At 66.8% G+C, this 17,744-nt stretch carries 14 protein-coding genes; 4 read left to right on the top strand and 10 right to left on the bottom strand.

Annotation, left to right across the window (positions count from 1 at the left end):
* Positions 1-35: 35 nt before the first annotated feature.
* On the bottom strand, positions 36-2,396 hold the full coding sequence (locus WS66_RS15495) for an LPS-assembly protein LptD (protein WP_059607638.1): 2,361 nt from the start codon (positions 2,394-2,396) through the stop codon (positions 36-38).
* 223 nt (positions 2,397-2,619) lie between these two features.
* Between WS66_RS15495 and WS66_RS15490 the strand changes: the two genes are divergently transcribed.
* On the top strand, positions 2,620-3,669 hold the full coding sequence (locus tag WS66_RS15490) for an aminoglycoside phosphotransferase family protein (RefSeq protein WP_059607640.1): 1,050 nt from the start codon (positions 2,620-2,622) through the stop codon (positions 3,667-3,669).
* A 22-nt stretch (positions 3,670-3,691) separates the two neighbouring features.
* Positions 3,692-4,414 carry an N-acetylmuramate alpha-1-phosphate uridylyltransferase MurU gene (gene murU / locus WS66_RS15485; RefSeq protein WP_059607642.1) on the top strand — a complete coding sequence of 241 codons (723 nt, stop codon included), beginning with the start codon at positions 3,692-3,694 and terminating at the stop codon, positions 4,412-4,414.
* 202 nt (positions 4,415-4,616) lie between these two features.
* On the opposite strand, the gene WS66_RS15480 is transcribed toward murU, so the two are convergent.
* Positions 4,617-6,488: an ABCB family ABC transporter ATP-binding protein/permease gene (locus tag WS66_RS15480; RefSeq protein WP_059607644.1), complete on the bottom strand. Its 1,872-nt coding sequence runs from the start codon at positions 6,486-6,488 to the stop codon at positions 4,617-4,619.
* A 175-nt stretch (positions 6,489-6,663) separates the two neighbouring features.
* Between WS66_RS15480 and WS66_RS15470 the strand changes: the two genes are divergently transcribed.
* Positions 6,664-7,059, top strand: a complete 396-nt coding sequence (locus tag WS66_RS15470) for an acyl-CoA thioesterase (RefSeq protein ID WP_059607646.1) — start codon at positions 6,664-6,666, stop codon at positions 7,057-7,059.
* Between the two features lie 46 nt (positions 7,060-7,105).
* Here WS66_RS15470 and WS66_RS15465 read toward each other — a convergent pair whose 3' ends face one another.
* Positions 7,106-7,588: a nitrate reductase associated protein gene (locus WS66_RS15465; RefSeq protein WP_059528173.1), complete on the bottom strand. Its 483-nt coding sequence runs from the start codon at positions 7,586-7,588 to the stop codon at positions 7,106-7,108.
* A 113-nt stretch (positions 7,589-7,701) separates the two neighbouring features.
* On the opposite strand from WS66_RS15465, the gene fdhD reads away from it, so the two are divergent.
* Positions 7,702-8,532, top strand: coding sequence for a formate dehydrogenase accessory sulfurtransferase FdhD (gene fdhD, locus WS66_RS15460; RefSeq protein WP_108064683.1), 831 nt, complete (start codon positions 7,702-7,704; stop codon positions 8,530-8,532).
* 18 nt (positions 8,533-8,550) lie between these two features.
* On the opposite strand, the gene WS66_RS15455 is transcribed toward fdhD, so the two are convergent.
* The 7 genes from WS66_RS15455 to nudB form a co-directional block, all read right to left on the bottom strand.
* Positions 8,551-9,318 (bottom strand): enoyl-CoA hydratase, encoded by a 768-nt coding sequence (locus WS66_RS15455; protein WP_059607648.1) that lies wholly within the window; start codon positions 9,316-9,318, stop codon positions 8,551-8,553.
* Between the two features lie 91 nt (positions 9,319-9,409).
* Entirely contained in the window at positions 9,410-10,609 is a 1,200-nt protein-coding gene (locus tag WS66_RS15450; protein WP_059607650.1) for an acetyl-CoA C-acyltransferase, read from the bottom strand.
* A gap of 26 nt (positions 10,610-10,635) precedes the next feature.
* Entirely contained in the window at positions 10,636-13,071 is a 2,436-nt protein-coding gene (locus tag WS66_RS15445) for a 3-hydroxyacyl-CoA dehydrogenase/enoyl-CoA hydratase family protein (protein WP_059607652.1), read from the bottom strand.
* Between the two features lie 113 nt (positions 13,072-13,184).
* Positions 13,185-14,972 (bottom strand): acyl-CoA dehydrogenase C-terminal domain-containing protein, encoded by a 1,788-nt coding sequence (locus WS66_RS15440; protein WP_059607654.1) that lies wholly within the window; start codon positions 14,970-14,972, stop codon positions 13,185-13,187.
* Between the two features lie 58 nt (positions 14,973-15,030).
* The gene (locus WS66_RS15435) at positions 15,031-15,630 is read right to left on the bottom strand and encodes a TetR/AcrR family transcriptional regulator (protein ID WP_006751498.1); all 600 of its coding nucleotides are present in this window, start codon (positions 15,628-15,630) and stop codon (positions 15,031-15,033) included.
* A gap of 199 nt (positions 15,631-15,829) precedes the next feature.
* Positions 15,830-17,104, bottom strand: coding sequence for a cardiolipin synthase ClsB (gene clsB, locus WS66_RS15430; RefSeq protein ID WP_059607656.1), 1,275 nt, complete (start codon positions 17,102-17,104; stop codon positions 15,830-15,832).
* Positions 17,101-17,595, bottom strand: coding sequence for a dihydroneopterin triphosphate diphosphatase (gene nudB, locus WS66_RS15425; RefSeq protein WP_059607751.1), 495 nt, complete (start codon positions 17,593-17,595; stop codon positions 17,101-17,103). The genes clsB and nudB overlap by 4 nt, the downstream gene beginning before the upstream one ends.
* Positions 17,596-17,744 lie beyond the last annotated feature (149 nt).

Raw genomic sequence — 17,744 nt, 5'->3', positions numbered from 1 at the left:
TTGAAATCGTGCTGACCGGTGCAGACAAGCCGGCGTTACTCGTAGTTGCTGAAGCGGGACATCGGCGGCGGCGTGGACGGCAGCGGCGTGTAGCCCGGCACCCCGGCGCGGAATGCGGCCACGAGACCGTTGTCGACGCTCGAGAGCCCCTTCAACGTCAGCTGCATCATGACTCGCGTCGACGAATTCTGCTGCCCCGATGTGTTCACGCCGTTTGCGTACCGCTGGACACCGACCCCGAGCGCCCAGCAATCCGCGTCGTATTGTAAGCCGAGCAGACCGTCGACGATCCGGTCGGCGGCCAGGTCGTAGTTGAAGCGGCCGATCGCATACAGACGTCGCGTGAGCGGCCATTGCGCGGACACCAGGAACTGGTTGATCGGCTGGTTGTCGAGCGTCGTGTTCGCGCGCGTATAGCGGTAGCCGACGTTGATCACGCGGCGCTCGCCCGGGCTGAAACCGAAACCGACGCTCGACTTCACGAGCTGGTTGTTGTTCTGGTTGTACTGGAACGCCGTCTCCGACATGAAGCCGGAGCCGAGTTTCAGCGCGGCGCCGACGATCAAGTCCGAGTGGCGCGCCAGCACGGCGCTCTGGCCGGAGTTCAGCGTGACGCGCTGGTCGGCGAAATAGTACTGCTGCGCGACCACGAAGCGCGCGCGTTCGTCACCGGTGCGCGGATCGATGAAGCGCGACGTCAGGCCGGCCGTGATCCGGTTCGCGTCCGCGATCCGGTCGTTGCCGACGAACGTGTTCGGCTGGTAGATCTCCGCGAGGCCGAAGTCCGATTCCGCCGTGTCGAACAGCGGCGCGTTCGACTGGTCGCGATACGGCGTGTACACGTAGTACAGGCGCGGCTCGAGGGTCTGGATGAAGTCCTGGCCGAACAGGCGCACCGAGCGGTCGAAGATCAGGCCCGTGTCGAAGCTCACGGTCGGGATCGACTCGGTGAAGCGCTTCGGGTTGTTCGGCGTGCTCGACGACAGGTAGTTCAGGTCGTACGACGCGAAGTGATACTGGACCTTCGGCACGACGAAGTAGCCGGGGCCGTACACGCCGTACGCGATGTACGGGTTGAAGACGATCCGGTCGCCTTCGGTCGCATCGGCGGTCGTGATGCGGAACCGCGAATAGTCGGCTTCCGCGCCGAAGTCGAAGCCGCCGACGTTGTACTTCGTGTACTTCACGTTCAACTGCGGTTCGCGGCTGTACGGCGCGATCGACGGCGGCAGCGTCTGCCAGTGCTGGTAGCGCGCGAGCACCGACCACGGGCCGTTGTTGTATGTGAGCCCGGCTTCCTGCTGGTACAGCGTCTGCGTCCCGTTGATGAACTGGTTCATCGACCCAAGGTCTTCGGGATACGTGTTGTCCGAGACCTTGTTGAAGTAGACGTAGCCGCCGAAACCGCCGCCGAAGTTCTGCTGGTGCTGCCAGTAGATCGCGTAGCGGTCGCGGTGAGCGAGCCGGTCATCCGGCAGGTAATTGGCCGTAAACGTGCCCGAATACGTCGGCGACAGATAGCGGAACGTCGCTTCGGTCTGCACGCCGCGCCGCGAAATGATGCGCGGCGTGAGCGTGAGGTCGCGGTTCGGCGCGATGTTGAAGTAGTACGGCAGCGTCAGCTCGAACCCGTTGTTCGAGTTCATCGAGAACGTCGGCGGCAAGAGGCCGCTGCGCCGCTCGCCCGACAGCGGGAACGTCATCCACGGGCTCGCGAAGATCGGCACGCCCTGGAAGAACAGCACGCCGTTGCGCGCGGTGCCTTCGTCGGCACCCGTGTCGAAGTCGAAACGGCTGCCCTTGATGTACCACGCGGGGTTCGTCGAGCACTGGCACGCGGTGTAGGTGCCGTTGACGAACACCGAGCGCTCGCTGTCGAGCAGGTCGACGCGCTCCGCGCTGCCGGACCCGCCCGTCACGTTGAAGTGGTACTTCGGCGCCGTCATGAAGCCCTGGTTCGCCTCGACCTTCAGATGCGCCTCGGGGCCCGCGAACGACGTGCCGCCGTTGATCACCTTGACCTGGCCGTACGCATCGGCCATGTCGGTATCCTGATCGTAGTGGATCGCGTCGGCCTTCACGACCGCGTCGCCGCGGCGCAGCTCGGCCGAACCCTTCGCGGCGAGGTCCTGTTCGGCCGTGCCACTCGTATGGTCGGCAATCACGAAGGTGGCCGGCTTCGCGCCGTCCTTCAGCGGATGATCCTCGAGCTGCGGGGCGAGACGCAGGTCCCACGGCGAGTCGAGCGGCTGCGGCTGCGCGGCCGCACCCGACAGCTGCGCGTACGACACGGCCGGCACGAGGCCGGGCACGGCCAGGAGCGCGAGCGCGAGCCGCCTTTTGCGCGGCGCCCCGTCACCGGGGAAGACATTCGGGAATAGCGGTTTGGGCGGCATCTATCGTTTGGCGAATCGCCCCTTGTCAACCGCACCTGCACGGCACATTCGCGCACGGCGGGCCGCGCCGTCGCACCGCGACTGCGGCTGAGCGCAAACCGGGGAGGCGAGCGGGCGGACGGCGCGACAGGCGGCGGGCCTGCACGGCGGAAGCTGACGCGGGGCGCGTCAAAAAAGTCGTGGGGTATTATATGGCAAGACGTTCCCCCCTCCGCCGAGTTTCATGACACCCCCATCCGCCGCATCCCAGCCCGACGCCCGTCTCGACGCACTGACCGCGTGGCTGCGCCCGCTCGCCGAGCGCTTCGCCCTCGACCTGTCGACCCTCGCACCCGCGTCGTCGGACGCCAGTTTCCGCCGCTATTTCCGCGTCGCGTCGGCCACGAGCCCCGGCGGCTCGCTGGTCGCGGTCGACGCGCCGCCGCCCGAGAAGTGTCGCGAATTCGTTCAGGTCGCGCGGTTGCTCGCCGCGGCCGGCGACCACGTGCCGGACGTGCTGGCCCACGATTTCGACGCGGGCTTCATGCTCGTGACCGACCTCGGCCGCACGTCGTACATCTCGGTGCTCGATCCGGCCGACCCGGTCGCGGCGCGCCCGCTGATGCGCGACGCGCTCGACGCACTGATCCGCTTCCAGCTGAGCTCGAAGCCCGACGTGCTGCCGCCGTTCGACGAGGCATTCCTGCGCCGCGAGATGGAGCTGCTGCCCGAATGGTTCGTCGGCCGGCACCTCGGCAAGCCCGTCACCGACGCGATGCGCGGCACGCTCGACCGCACCTTCGCGCTGCTGGTCGCGAGCGCCCATGCGCAGCCACAGGGCTTCATGCTGCGCGATTTCATGCCGCGCAACCTGATGGTCTGCGAGCCGAACCCCGGCGTGCTCGACTTCCAGGACGCCGTGTACGGGCCGCTGACGTACGACGTCGTGTCGCTGCTGCGCGACGCGTTCATCAGCTGGGACGAGGAGTTCGAGCTCGACTGCTTCGCGTATTACTGGGAAAAGGCGAAGAAGGCCGGCCTGCCGGTCGAACCGGACTTCGGCGAGTTCTACCGCCAGCTCGAGTGGATGGGGCTGCAGCGCCATATCAAGATCCTCGGCCTGTTCGCACGGATCAACTACCGCGACGGCAAGCCGCATTACCTGAACGACCTGCCGCGCTTCCTCGCGTACGCGCGCAAGGTCGCGCTGCGCTACCGCCCGCTCGTGCCGTTCGCGAAGCTGCTCGACGAGCTCGAGGGCAAGGGCGCGGCCGACGTCGGCTATACGTTCTGACCGCCCTCACATTCAGCCGAACATGAGCACTACCCTGACCACGGCGATGATCTTCGCCGCCGGGCGCGGCGAACGGATGCGCCCGCTGACCGACACCCGCCCGAAGCCGCTGCTCGAAGTCGGCGGCAAGCCGCTGATCGTCTGGCAGATCGAGGCGCTCGCGCGCGCGGGCATCGAGACGATCGTGATCAACCACGCGTGGCTCGGCGAACAGCTCGAGGCAACGCTCGGCGACGGCTCGCGCTGGGGCGTGCGGCTCGCGTATTCGGCCGAAGGCGACGCGCTGGAAACCGCCGGCGGCATCGCCCAGGCGCTGCCGCTGCTCGAGCGCGACGGCCGGCCGACGGTGTTCGCGGCGGTCGCGGGCGACGTGTACTGCGCATTCGACTACCGGACGCTCGCCGCCCGCGCCGCGAGGATGGCCGAGCTCGACGCGCCCGCGATGCATCTCGTGATGGTGCCGAACCCGCCGTTCCATCCGGACGGCGATTTCGTGCTCCGCGACGACGGCCGGCTGGCGCTCGCCGGCGCGCCGCGTGTCACGTTCGGCAGCATCGGCGTGTACGACACGCGGATGTTCCGCGACATCGTGCCCGGCACGCACCGGCCGCTGACGCCGTACTTCAAGGCGACCATCGAGGCCGGCCGCGCGAGCGGCGAATTGTATGAAGGTATCTGGGAGAACGTCGGCACGCCCGCGCAGCTCGGCGAACTGGATGCGCGGCTGCGTGCCGCCGCGGGCTGAGCTGATTCGCGGCTGACCGTCGGGCCACCCGGCGCGGCGGCCAAGGGCCCGAAAGGCCGATGACGGCCCGATCGATCGCCGGCAGGCCGCGCCTGAATCAAACGCCGCGAACGCAGCGCCGGGCCGTGACGGCGCAACGCCGCCCGATGCCGAACGGCCGGCGAACGGACCGTTCCCGCACCGCCCGGCGCAACATCCACGCTCACGCGGCCTCGGCCGCTTCCCCGCCCGCCGCCGCTCGCTGCTGCTGCAGCGCCCACATCTGCGCATACAGCCCGTCCGCGCGCACGAGTTCGTCGTGCGTGCCGCGCTCGACGATCCGCCCGTGGTCCATCACGAGAATCTGCTGCGCATGCACGACCGTCGACAGCCGGTGCGCGATCACGAGCGTCGTGCGGTGCCGCGCGATCTGGTCGAGTTCGTGCTGGATCGCACGCTCCGAGCGCGAATCGAGCGCCGACGTCGCCTCGTCGAACAGCAGCACCGGCGGATTCTTCAGCAGCGTGCGCGCGATCGCGACGCGCTGCTTCTCGCCGCCCGACAGCTTCAGCCCGCGCTCGCCGACCGGCGTGTCATAGCCCTTCGGCAAGCTCTCGATGAAGTCGTGGATGTGCGCGGCGCGCGCGGCCGCGATCACTTCGTCTCGGCTCGCGGTCGGCCGGCCATAGGCGATGTTGTAGTAGATCGAGTCGTTGAACAGCACGGTGTCCTGCGGCACGATCCCGATCGATGCACGCAGCGAGTCCTGCGTGACGTCGCGAATGTCCTGGCCGTCGATCCGGATCGCACCGCCCGCCTGCCGGTCGAGATCGTAGAAGCGGAACAGCAGCCGCGACAGCGTCGACTTCCCGGAGCCGCTGTGGCCGACCACCGCGGTCGTCGTGCCCGCGTCGATCGTAAACGTCACGTCGTGCAGGATCTGCCGAGCCGGCTCGTATGCGAAGTTCACGTGCTCGAAACGCACCTGCGCGCCGGCCACCGCGAGCGGCCGCGCATCGGGCAGGTCGGCCACTTCCTTCGCGGCCGACAGCAGCCCGAACATGCGATCCATGTCGGTGAGGCTCTGCTTCAGCTCGCGATAGACGACGCCGAGAAAGTTCAGCGGGATGTACAGCTGCAGCATGAACGTGTTGATCAGTACCAGATCGCCGAGCGTCAGCTTGCCCGCGAGCACGCCCTGCGTCGCGCGCCACAGGATGAACACGAGCCCCGTGCCGATGATCGCCTGCTGGCCGAAGTTCAGCACCGACAGCGAATTCTGCGAACGAATCGCGGCCTTGCGGTAGCGCTTCAGGTTCTCGTCGTAGCGCTGCGCTTCCCACTCCTCGTTGCCGAAATACTTCACCGTCTCGTAGTTGATCAGCGAATCGATCGCCCGCGAGTTGGCGCGCGAATCGAGTTCGTTCATCGTGCGGCGGAAATGCGTGCGCCAGTTGGTGACCTTCACCGTGAACACGATGTAGGTGACCAGCGCCGCGAACGTCACGTAGGCGTAATAGGCCTCGTACTTGACCACGAAGAACCCGAGCACGAGCCCGACCTCGACGAGCGTCGGCAGGATGCTGTACAGCGAATACGAAATCAGCTGCTGGATGCCGCGCGTGCCGCGCTCGATGTCGCGCGACATGCCGCCCGTCTGGCGCTCGAGATGGAAGCGCAGCGACAGCCCGTGCAGATGCCGGAACACCTGCAGCGCGAGCTGGCGCACCGCGCTCTCGGTGACCTTCGAGAACAGGATCTCACGCAGCTCGGTGAACAGCGACGTCGACAGCCGCACGAGCGCATACGCGACGACCAGCAGCCCCACGCCGCCCGCGAGCACGATGCCGGCCGACTGTTCGGCGCGGCCGAGCGCGGTGATCTGCTGGACGTAGGACAGGTGGTCGACGATGCGCTTCATCACGACCGGCACGCCGAGGTTGGCGACCTTCGCACCGATCAGGCAGCCGAGCGCGAGCGCGACGCGCCATTTGTAGGTGGTCAGGTACGGCAGCAACGACCGGATGGTCTGCCAGTCGTTGCGGGGCCCGGTCGAAGCCGGCGCGGGCTCGCCGGAAGCAGGAAATCGGCGCATGGGGGGAAGGATCGGCGGCGGCGCCGGGCGCGTGCATCGGCGGCCGGCTTGGTCACTTTCTCGTACAATTTGCGAACGTTGTATTGTCGCAGAAGCCGCTTCGCGCCGCTGCCGGCGCCCTCGCCGGCCGGCCTGCGCGCGGCGGCATGTTTATTACAGGATGAAAGCCCCCGCCATGACCGATTCGACCCTCGAACTCCCGCAAAAGCAACCCGCGCTGCGCGTCGTCCCGCAACCGCACGACGCGAACGTCCACGGCGACGTGTTCGGCGGCTGGATCATGTCGCAGGTCGACATCGCCGGCTCGATCCCCGCGAGCCAGCGCGCGAACGGTCGCGTCGCAACGGTCGCGGTCAACTCGTTCGTGTTCAAGCAGCCGGTGTTCGTCGGCGATCTGCTGAGCTTCTACGCGACCATCATGCGCACCGGCAACACGTCGATCACGGTCGACGTCGAGGTGTACGCGCAGCGCATGCGCCTGATGGGTGAAATCGTGAAGGTCACCGAAGCAACCCTCACCTACGTCGCGACCGGCACTGACCGCAAGCCGCGCCAACTGCCGCCGCTCTGACGGGCGAGCGCCGCGCGACGGCGCCCTCCACCGGCCCGCGGCCGCCTCAGTGCGTGGCCGTCAGCCCGAACTCCCGCATCGCGGGCAGGAAATCGTGGTTCAGCTTCGGCTTGCGCGACAGCTTCATCAGCACGTAGCGCTGGAACGGCGCGAGCCGCTGCCACTGCGCGAGCGCGGGCGCCGGCAGCCCGGCCAGCGCGCTCTGCTGCACAAGCGCGTCCGGCACCGAATCGGTCGCGCGCCAGCTCGGCTGCTCGTCCGGCTGGAACCACGACGGTTCGAGGTCGGCGTGCGTGCGCAGCATTTCGAACAGCGCGTGATCGAAATTGGGCTCGATCGCGGTGTCGTCGTCGGCCGGAAAGCGCGCGAGCAGCTTGCGGTCCTCGAGCGGCAACAATTGCCACTGCTCCAGCGAAATCCGCAGACCGAAACGGTCGAGATTGAAACGCACGATCATCGGGATGTACGTCAGGTTTTCCGACGAATCGTGTTCGAAATTGAATAGCAGCGGAGCGTCGCTGAGTCCCATGGTCGTTACCTGAGTGGCGGATGCCGGCGCGGCCGGCCTGCCTGAGGTATTTTAGAACCTCTGCGCGCGAGCGGCGGACACGATCGTCGCCGCCCTGCCTCGTATCAACGGGAGTGCTCGTGAATCCGACTGAAACAGAAGAACCGCGCGGCGCGATCGAGCTGTCCGTGCGCCGCACGCGCGGCGGCGCCGTCGAAACCGCGCACGACTACGTCGGCCAGGAATGGCCGGTCGCACTGGTCTTCAACGGCATCTCGCACGCGGTGATGATGTGCACGCCGCGCGACCTCGAGGCGTTCGCGGTCGGCTTCGCGATCTCGGAAGGGATCGTCGAACGCGGCAGCGACATCAAGGACATCGAGGTGATCCTCCACGCCGACGCGTCGCTGCCGCACGCGGAGGTGCATCTGGAGGTCGTCCAGCAGGCGTTCGCCGCGCTGAAGGACCGCCGCCGCGCGCTCGCGGGGCGCACCGGCTGCGGCGTGTGCGGGATCGAGAGCATCGACCTGCTCGACCTCGCGCCCGAACGGGTGCCCGATACCGGCTTTCTCGCGCGCCTCGCGCCCGACGCGCTCGCGCGCGCGGCCCACGCGCTGCCGGCGCATCAGGCGCTCACGAGACTCACCGGTGGCCTGCATGCGGCCGCGTGGTGCGACGCAACAGGCGCGATCCGGATGGCGTTCGAGGATGTCGGACGCCACAACGCGCTCGACAAGCTGATCGGCTCGCTCGTCCTGTCGCGCGCGGACGCGACCGACGGCTTCGTGTTCCTGTCGAGCCGCGCGAGCTACGAGCTCGTGCGCAAGTCGGCGCGGGTCGGGATCCCGATGGTCGCGACGATCTCAGCGCCGTCGTCGCTCGCGATCGAGATCGCGAAGGCGGCCGGCCTTCGGCTGCTCTGTTTCTGCCGCGAAACCGGCCACGTCGATTACGGCACGGCCTGATGCCGTCGGGCCGTGCCGTCAGTCGAACTGACGGAAATCCGGCTTGCGCTTCTCGAAGAACGCCGTCATCGCCTCGCGTGCCTCCGGCGCGCGCAGCATCGCGGAGAAGTGGCCGGCTTCCTCGCTCATCCGCGCGGCAACAGCCACGCCTCCCGTCTCCTTCAACAGCGCCTTCGTCACGCGCAGCGACGACGCCGGCAGCGCCGCGAGTTTCGCGGCCTGCTTCGCCGCGAATGCATCGAGCTCCGCGGCCGGCAGCACGCGATTGACGATGCCGATGCGGTGCGCTTCCAGCGCGTCGAAGGCTTCGCCGAGCAGCAGCTTTTCAGCGGCGACCTGATGGCCGGCCAGGCGCGGCAGCAGCACGCTCGATGCGGCTTCCGGGCACAGCCCGAGCTGCGCGAACGGCAGCGAGAACGCCGCGGTGTCGGCCGCGTAGACGAGATCGCAGTGCAGCAGCATCGTCACGCCGACGCCAACGGCGATGCCCGGCACCGCCGCGACGATCGGCTTGGTCGCGCTGCTGATCCGCGCGAGAAACTGGAATACCGACGCGTTTTCGTCCTTCGGCGGCGCCTTCAGGAAATCCTCGAGATCGTTCCCCGCGCTGAAGTTGCCGTCGCTGCCGCGCAGCAGGATCACGCGGACCGCCTTGTCCTCCTGCGCGTCGGCAAGCGCATCGGCCATCGTCTGGTACATCGCCGCCGTCAGCGCGTTCTTCTTCGCCGGGCGCGCGATCGTGATCGTCATCACGCCGTCGGCGCGTTCCACTTGAATTTCGGCCACAACCGTCTCCTTTGACTTTCCTCTATCGGAATGAAAAAACGGTGCGCGAGCTCGTGGCCCGCGCACCGTCGTCGCTCTTGTCCCGCCCCGCTTACAGGCGTTCGATGATGCCCGCGGCGCCCATGCCGGTGCCGACGCACATCGTGACCATCCCGTACTTCAGGTTACGGCGGCGCAGGCCATGCACGACGGTCGCCGCGCGGATCGCGCCGGTCGCACCGAGCGGGTGGCCGAGTGCGATCGCACCGCCCATCGGGTTGACCTTCGACGGGTCGAGGCCGAGATCGCGCATCACCGCCAGCGATTGCGCGGCGAACGCTTCGTTCAGCTCGATCCAGTCGAGATCGTCCTGCTTCAGGCCGGCGGCCTTCAGCGCGGCCGGAATCGCTTCCTTCGGACCGATGCCCATGATTTCCGGCGGCACGCCACGCACCGCGAAACTCACGAAGCGCGCGAGCGGCGTCAGGTTGAACTCCTTGAGCACCTTCTCCGACACGACCAGCAGCGCGCCCGCGCCATCCGACGTCTGCGAGCTGTTGCCGGCCGTGACCGAGCCCTTGTTCGCGAACACCGTGCGCAGCTTCGCGAGGCCTTCGATCGACGTATCCGCACGCGGACCTTCGTCGAGCTTGATCTCGCGCGTCTTCACGTCGACTTCGCCCGTCGCCAGGTTCGGGAAACGCTCGGTGATCGTGTACGCGGCGATTTCGTCGCCGAACTCGCCGGCCTGCTGGGCGGCGAGCGCCTTGCGGTGCGATTCGACCGAGAACGCGTCCTGGTCTTCGCGGCTCACCTTCCACTGCTCGGCGACGCGCTCGGCGGTCAGGCCCATCCCGTATGCAATGCCGAAATCCTCGCTGCGATCGAAGATGTGCGGCGACATCGACGGCTTGTTGCCCATCATCGGCACCATGCTCATCGATTCGCAGCCGCCCGCGAGCAGCGCGTCCGATTCGCCGACGCGGATGCGGTCCGCCGCCATCGCCAGCGCCGTGATGCCCGACGCGCAGAAGCGGTTGACCGTCACGCCGCCGACCGTCTGCGGCAGCCCCGCGAGCAGCGCGCCCATGCGGGCCACGTTCAGGCCCTGCTCGGCTTCCGGAATCGCGCAGCCGATGATCGCGTCCTCGATCACCTTCGTGTCGAGGCCGGGCACCTGCGCGACCGCCGACTTGATCGCGTGAACCAGCAGCTCGTCGGGGCGCGTGTTCTTGAAGACACCGCGCGGAGCCTTGCCGATCGGGGTGCGGCTTGCGGCGACGATGTATGCGTCTTGCAGTTGTTTGCTCATTTCAGACTCCTTGCCTTGTCGCTCGCTCAGTTACGCACCGGCTTGCCGGTCTGCAACATGCCCATGATCCGTTCCTGCGTCTTCTGCGTGCCGAGCAGCTCGACGAACGCGCGGCGCTCGAGTGCGAGCAGCCACTGCTCGTCGACGAGGCTGCCGGCTTCGACGTCGCCGCCACACACGGCTTCGGCGATACGGCTCGCGATCAGGTAGTCGTGGTCGCTGATGAAGCGGCCGTCACGCATGTTGACGAGCGATGCCTTGATCGTCGCGATCGCCGAGCGGCCTGCGACCGGCACGTCCTTCGCGCGCAGCGGCGCACGGTAGCCGACGGCCGCCAGCGCGCGTGCTTCCTTCTTCGCGGTATCGAGCAGCTCGAACACGTTGAAGATGATCGTGTCGGACGGCTTCAGGTAGCCCATCGCGCGTGCATCGTGCGCCGACGACGAAACCTTGGCCATCGCCGCGTTCTCGAACGACTTCGTGACGAACTTCAGGATGTCGGTGGTCGCGTTCGCGGCCGTTGCCGCATCCGCCGCGCGCAGCGCCGCTTCCTTCAGGCCGCCGCCCGCCGGCACGAGGCCGACGCCCACTTCGACGAGACCGATGTAGCTCTCGACGTGCACGACGCGCTTCGCGCTGTGCAGCATCAGTTCGCACCCGCCGCCGAGCGCAATGCCCGACACGGCCGCAACGACCGGCACGTTCGCGTACTTCACGCGCAGCATGCCTTCCTGGAACTTCTTCACGAACGGCTCGATGCCCTTCGCGCCGCCCATCATGAACGCGGGCATCGCCTCTTCGAGGTTCGCACCGGCCGAGAACGGGCCACCCGGCGTGCCGAGCTTCAGCGACGTCGGCTGCCAGATCACCACGCCCTTGTAGTCCTTCTCCGCGAGCTCGATCGCCTGCACGAGGCCGTCGATCACGCTCGGCCCGATCGTGTTCATCTTCGACTTGAACGACACGATCACGACGTCGTCCTCGCCCGCACGGTCGTCGACCCATGCACGCACCGCGTCGGTTTCGAACAGCGTCTTGCCGTACGTCTTCGGATCGACGCCGGCTTCGCCGACGAGCGGCGCGCGGAACACCTGCTTGCCGTAGACGGCGAGGTCGGAACGCGGCACGAAGCGCTTCGAAGCAGGCGCCCACGAGCCTTCGGCCGTGTGCACGCCGCCCTTCTCGGCAACCGCGCCTTCGAGCACCCACGACGGCAGCGGCACGTTCGCGAGCGCCTTGCCGGCCGCGATGTCTTCCTGCACCCACTCGGCAACCTGCTTCCAGCCGGCGGCCTGCCAGCCTTCGAACGGGCCTTCGTTCCAGCCGAAGCCCCAGCGGATCGCGAGGTCGACGTCGCGCGCGTTGTCGGCGATCGACTCGAGATGCACGCCGATGTAGTGGAACACGTCGCGGAAGATCGACCACAGGAACTGCGCGTGCGGATGGTCCGTCTCGCGCAGCAGCTTCAGGCGTTCCGCCGGCGGGCGCTTCAGGATGCGGCCGACGGTTTCATCCGCCTTCGCACCCGAATCGACGTAAGTGCCCGTCTTCGCGTCGAGCACCTTGATCGCCCTGCCTTCCTTCTTGTAGAAGCCGCCGCCCGTCTTCTGGCCGAGCGCGCCCTGCTTCACCAGTTCGGCGAGCACGGCAGGCGTCTGGTAGACCGGGAAGAACGGATCGTCGGCGAGGTTGTCCTGCATCGTCTTGATCACGTGCGCCATCGTGTCGAGGCCGACCACGTCCGCGGTGCGGAACGTCGCCGACTTCGCGCGGCCGAGGCGGCTGCCCGTCAGGTCGTCGACTTCATCGAAGCGCAGGCCGAATTTCGCGGCCTCGGTGATCACCGCGAGGATCGAGAAGATGCCGACACGGTTCGCGATGAAGTTCGGCGTGTCCTTCGCGCGCACGACGCCCTTGCCGACGATGCTCGTCAGGAAGGTTTCGAGCTGGTCGAGAATCTCCGGGCGCGTATGCGCGGTCGGGATCAGCTCGACGAGGTGCATGTAGCGCGGCGGGTTGAAGAAGTGCACGCCGCAGAAGCGCGACTTGAGCTCGTCCGAGAAACCTTCGGACAGCTTCGTGATCGACAGGCCCGACGTGTTGGTCGCGAAAATCGCGTTCGGTGCGATGTGCGGCGCGACCTTCTTGTACAGGTCGTGCTTCCAGTCCATCCGCTCGGCGATCGCCTCGATCACGACGTCGCATTCGGCGAGCTTCGCGATGTCGTCTTCATAGTTCGCGGCTTCGAGATATTTCGCATCGTCCTTCACGCCGAACGGCGCGGGCGACAGCTTCTTCAGGTTCTCGATCGCCTTCAGCGCGATCGCGTTTTTCGGGCCTTCCTTGGCCGGCAGGTCGAACAGCAGCACCGGCACGCGCGCGTTGACGAGATGCGCGGCGATCTGCGCGCCCATCACGCCGGCGCCCAGCACGGCGACCTTGCGAATCAGGAAATTGCTCACGGGATGTCTCCGGATAGTGTCGTGCAGCGCGGGTTGTGAGGGCTGCACGGCGAATTGAGTACCAGGAACCGTTGCGTTCGGGCGGCGCGCGGCGCGCACCGCCCGGACTCGCGTCAGAACAGCGATTCGTCGACTTCCATCAGCGTCTTCGAACCGGCGCGCGCGGCGCGGATCGTCGCCGCCGTTTCGGGCAGCAGGCGCGCGAAGTAGAAGCGTGCGGTCGCGAGCTTCGACTTGTAGAACGGGTCGCCCGACGCTTCCTTGTCGAGGGCGAGGCGCGCCATGCGCGCCCAGAAGTACGAGAACACCAGGTGGCCCACGGTGCGCAGGTACGGCACGGCGGCGGCGCCGACTTCGTCCGGGTTCTGCATCGCCTTCATGCCGATTTCCATCGTCAGCTTCTGCACCTTGTCGCCGATGTCCGCGAGCGGGTTGATGAACTCGGCCATTTCCGGCTTCACGCCTTCGGCTTCCGCGAATTCCGTGACGAGCTTGCCGAATTTCTTCAGCTTCGCGCCCATGTCGCCGAGCACCTTGCGGCCCAGCAGGTCGAGCGACTGGATCGAGTTCGTGCCTTCGTAGATCATGTTGATCCGCGCGTCGCGCACGTACTGCTCCATGCCCCACTCGGAGATGAAGCCGTGGCCGCCGTAGATCTGCATCGCGTGGTTGGTCGACTCGAATGCGTTGTCGGTCAGGAACGCCTTGATGATCGGCGTGAGCAGCGCGACGAGATCGGCCGCTTCCTTGCGCACCGCTTCGTCAGCGTGCGACAGTTCCTTGTCGATCTGCAGCGCGGACCAGTACGTGAACGCGCGCGCGCCTTCTGCGTAGGCCTTCTGCGTGAGCAGCATGCGGCGCACGTCCGGGTGCACGATGATCGGGTCGGCCGGCTTGTCCGGTGCCTTCGGGCCCGTCAGCGAGCGCATCTGCAGGCGCTCCTTCGCGTACGTCAGCGAGTTCTGGTACGCGACTTCCGTGAGACCCAGACCCTGCATGCCGACGCCCAGACGCGCGGCGTTCATCATCACGAACATCGCGTTGAGGCCCTTGTTCGGCTCGCCGACCATCCAGCCCTTCGCGTTGTCGAGGTTCATCACGCACGTCGAGTTGCCGTGGATGCCCATCTTGTGTTCGATCGAGCCGCACTTGATGCCGTTGCGCTCGCCCGGCTCGCCCGCGGCGTCCGGAATGAACTTCGGCACGATGAACAGCGAGATCCCCTTGGTGCCCTGCGGTGCGTCCGGCAGGCGTGCGAGCACGAGGTGGACGATGTTCTTCGACATGTCGTGCTCGCCGCTCGAGATGAAGATCTTCGTGCCGCTGATCGAGTACGAGCCGTCGCCGTTCGGTTCGGCCTTGGTGCGCAGGATGCCGAGGTCGGTGCCGCAGTGCGGCTCGGTCAGGCACATCGTGCCCGTCCATTCGCCCGACACGAGCTTCGGCAGATACTGCTTCTGGAGTTCCGGCGCGCCGTGCGCATGCAGGCATTCGTAGGCGCCGTGCGACAGGCCCGGATACATCGTCCATGCCTGGTTCGCCGAGTTCAGCATTTCATAGAGCGCGTTGTTCACGAACGCGGGCAGGCCCTGGCCGCCGTAGTCCGGATCGCAGCCGAGTGCCGGCCAGCCGGCCTCGACGTACTGCTGGTACGCTTCCTTGAAGCCGGTCGGGGTCTTCACGACGCCGTCGCCTTCATACGTGCAGCCTTCACGGTCGCCGACCTGGTTCAGCGGGAACAGTACCTCGGAGCAGAACTTGCCCGCCTCCTCGAGGACCTGGTTGATCGTGTCGGCGTCGAGGTCCGCATGCCGCGGCATTTGCTTGACCTCGGCTTCGACGTTCAGAAGCTCGTGCAACACGAATTGCATGTCGCGCAGCGGCGCGGCGTACTGTCCCATGACTCTCTCCAAAGGTGGGCAAAACGGCTCGAGCTCCTGGCGGGCGGATCACGCGCCGCTAACGGCTCTCGCTCTGATACGAAACGATCGTCTTTTCCAGCGCGGCCCACGTGAGGCGCACGGCATCCGGCGAATGCAGGAATCGTGCGTCGTGATGCAGGCCGAGCGTGAAGCTGTACAACTCGAAGAGCATCAGGTCCGGATCCGTATCCGCACGCAGATGGCCTTCTTCCTTCGCCTGCGAAATGGCACGCAGCATCGCGGCACGCCAGGCCGTCACGCTCGCGATCAACTGCTCGCGCACGGGGCTGTCGGGCCGGTCGTCGTACTCGACGGCGCCGCTGATGTAGATGCATCCGGTCGTCACTTCCTGGATGCGCTTCTCCGTCCAGCGGGCCAGCATCGCCCGTAGGCGCGGCAAGCCTCGCGGCTCACGCAGGCTCGGAAAGAACACCTCGTTTTCGAAACGATGGTGATACTCGCGGACGACCTCGACCTGCAGGTCCTCGCGCGATCCGAAGTGCGCGAACACACCACTCTTGCTCATCTGCATGCGCTCGGCCAACAGGCCGATCGTCAGCCCCTCCAGCCCGTCACGGCTGGCGAGGTCCAAAGCAGCTTCGAGTATCGCGGCACGCGTCTGTTCGCCTTTTCGCATAGCTATTTCTGTAACCGTTCGGGGGTTCGAATAAAATCGAACGGCCGTACTATTATTGAGTGCGGCCGCTCGCGAAACAAGGAAATTATTAGAAACCGGTGTCTAACCGAGCCGCTATTTTGCGCGATTCCGGCGGGACCGGAGCGGCTTTTCCGCACGAACGTGCGGACAGATTTTTGAAGCGAACGCTTAGTCTTCGTCAGTCGTAACCACCGACCGTCAGCGCCTTCATCACGATGCGGTACGTGTTGTATGCGAGCCAGTTCAGCATACGCTCGATGCGCGGCCGTGCGGCATACCGGGCGGCATCGATTTCACGGCCTTCGGTGAAGGCGGCCGCGATTGCGTCGCGCAGTTCGTTGGTGATCTCATCGTAGCGCACCAGCACGACGTTCGCCTCATTGTTCAGCATCAGGCTCAGCGCGTCGAGGTTCGACGAGCCGACGGTCGCCCAGTTGTCGTCGATCACCGCCACTTTGCCGTGCAGGATCGTCTTGTCGTATTCCGCCACGCGCACGCCCGCGCGCAGCAGCGCGTGATACAGGAACGGCACGGCCGTATCGAGCGCCGTGAACTCGTTACGGCCGATCAGGATCCGCACGTCGACGCCGCGGCGAGCCGCGCCCGTCAGCGCGCGGCGCAGCTTGCGGCCCGGCATGAAATACGGATTCGCGAGCAGGATCCGCTGGCGCGCCTGGCCGATCGCGGCGAGATACGCCTTCTCGATCGCGCGGCGGTTCACGACATTGTCGCGCGCGACGAACGCGACGCTCGGCTCCGTCACGACGCGCAGCGCACCGGCCTTGATCCACCGGTGGCTGCGCATCCAGCGCCGGAACATGTCCGGGAACGCCTCGCCGCCGTGCAGCCCCGCCGCGTACTGCGCATAAGGCTTGTGGCCGAACTGGATTCGGTGCCACTGCAGCTCGAACGCGGCGCGCACGTCCGACACCGCCGGCCCGGCCATCTCGACCGCGAAATCCCAGCGCGGGAACGGCAGCGTCGCGCTGCCCTGGGTGTAGTCGTCGACGATGTTGATGCCGCCGCAGAACGCGACCGCATGATCGATCACCGCGAGCTTGCGGTGCGTGCGCGAGAAGCCGAAGCGGCCGAACAGGAAGCGGTTGTAGATGCAGTGCTCGACACCGGCCTCGGCCCACGTATCGAACAACGGCAGGCGCGCGGTGCCGACGCCGTCGGTGATCACGCGCACGCGCACGCCGCGCTGCGCCGCGCGAATCAGCGCATCCGACACCGGGCGGCCGGCCGCGTCGTCGCAGAAGATGTAGGTTTCGAGCATCACCTGCTCGCGCGCCGCATCGATCCGTTCGATCAGCGCGTGGAAGAATTCGTTGCCGGTCTCGCAAAGGCGCACCGTGTTGCCCGCCGTGAACGCGAGCCGCGACGCGGAGCCGCGCTCCTGCAGGAACATCTGCCGCAACTGCGCGAAGCGCTTGCGGGTTTCCGCATTCATGCGGAAGAGCCGTGCGGCGATTGCGCGAGCGACATGCGCACGGGCAGTTGCAGGATCGCTTCGGCATTCGATGGCGAAAAGCAGCGCGCGGCCGCTTCGCGGAACGGCAGCCACGCGAAGTCGACATGCTCGCGCGGCGACAGCGTCACGTCGACGCGGCGCGGCACGCACAGGCCGAACCAGTGCTCGATATTGCGCGTGACGCCCGGCGCATAGCGATGCAGGTATTGCGGATAGATGCTGTATTCGATCCGGTGGTGCCAGTCGATCAGCGCGGTGGCCGGCACGTCGGGCGACCCGACCGAGATGCCGGTTTCCTCGGCGACTTCGCGCGCGGCCGTGAGCGCGAGCGGCTCGTCGAGCGCGTCCTTCGATCCGGTCACCGATTGCCAGAAATCGGGCTGGTCGGCACGCTTGATCACCAGTACGTCGAGTTCGGGCGTGTAGATCACGACGAGAACGGATTCGGGGATTTTCGGCGGCTTCGTCATCTTTGTTTCATGCGGCACAGGGCCGTGCGCCGGGCCTGGGCCCGAACGTGCGGCAAGTGCTGCGACTGTACCGCAAAAAGCGAAAAAGGCGCACAACGGCGCCTTTTTCGTTGGGCGTCGTGCGCGCGTCGCCGCGCACACGACCTGTG

It is taken from the genome of Burkholderia sp. LA-2-3-30-S1-D2 (assembly GCF_001523915.2).
GTDB lineage: Bacteria > Pseudomonadota > Gammaproteobacteria > Burkholderiales > Burkholderiaceae > Burkholderia > Burkholderia diffusa.
Note: the sequence above shows the minus strand (reverse complement) of the source record. Positions and strands in the feature narration are given on the sequence as shown.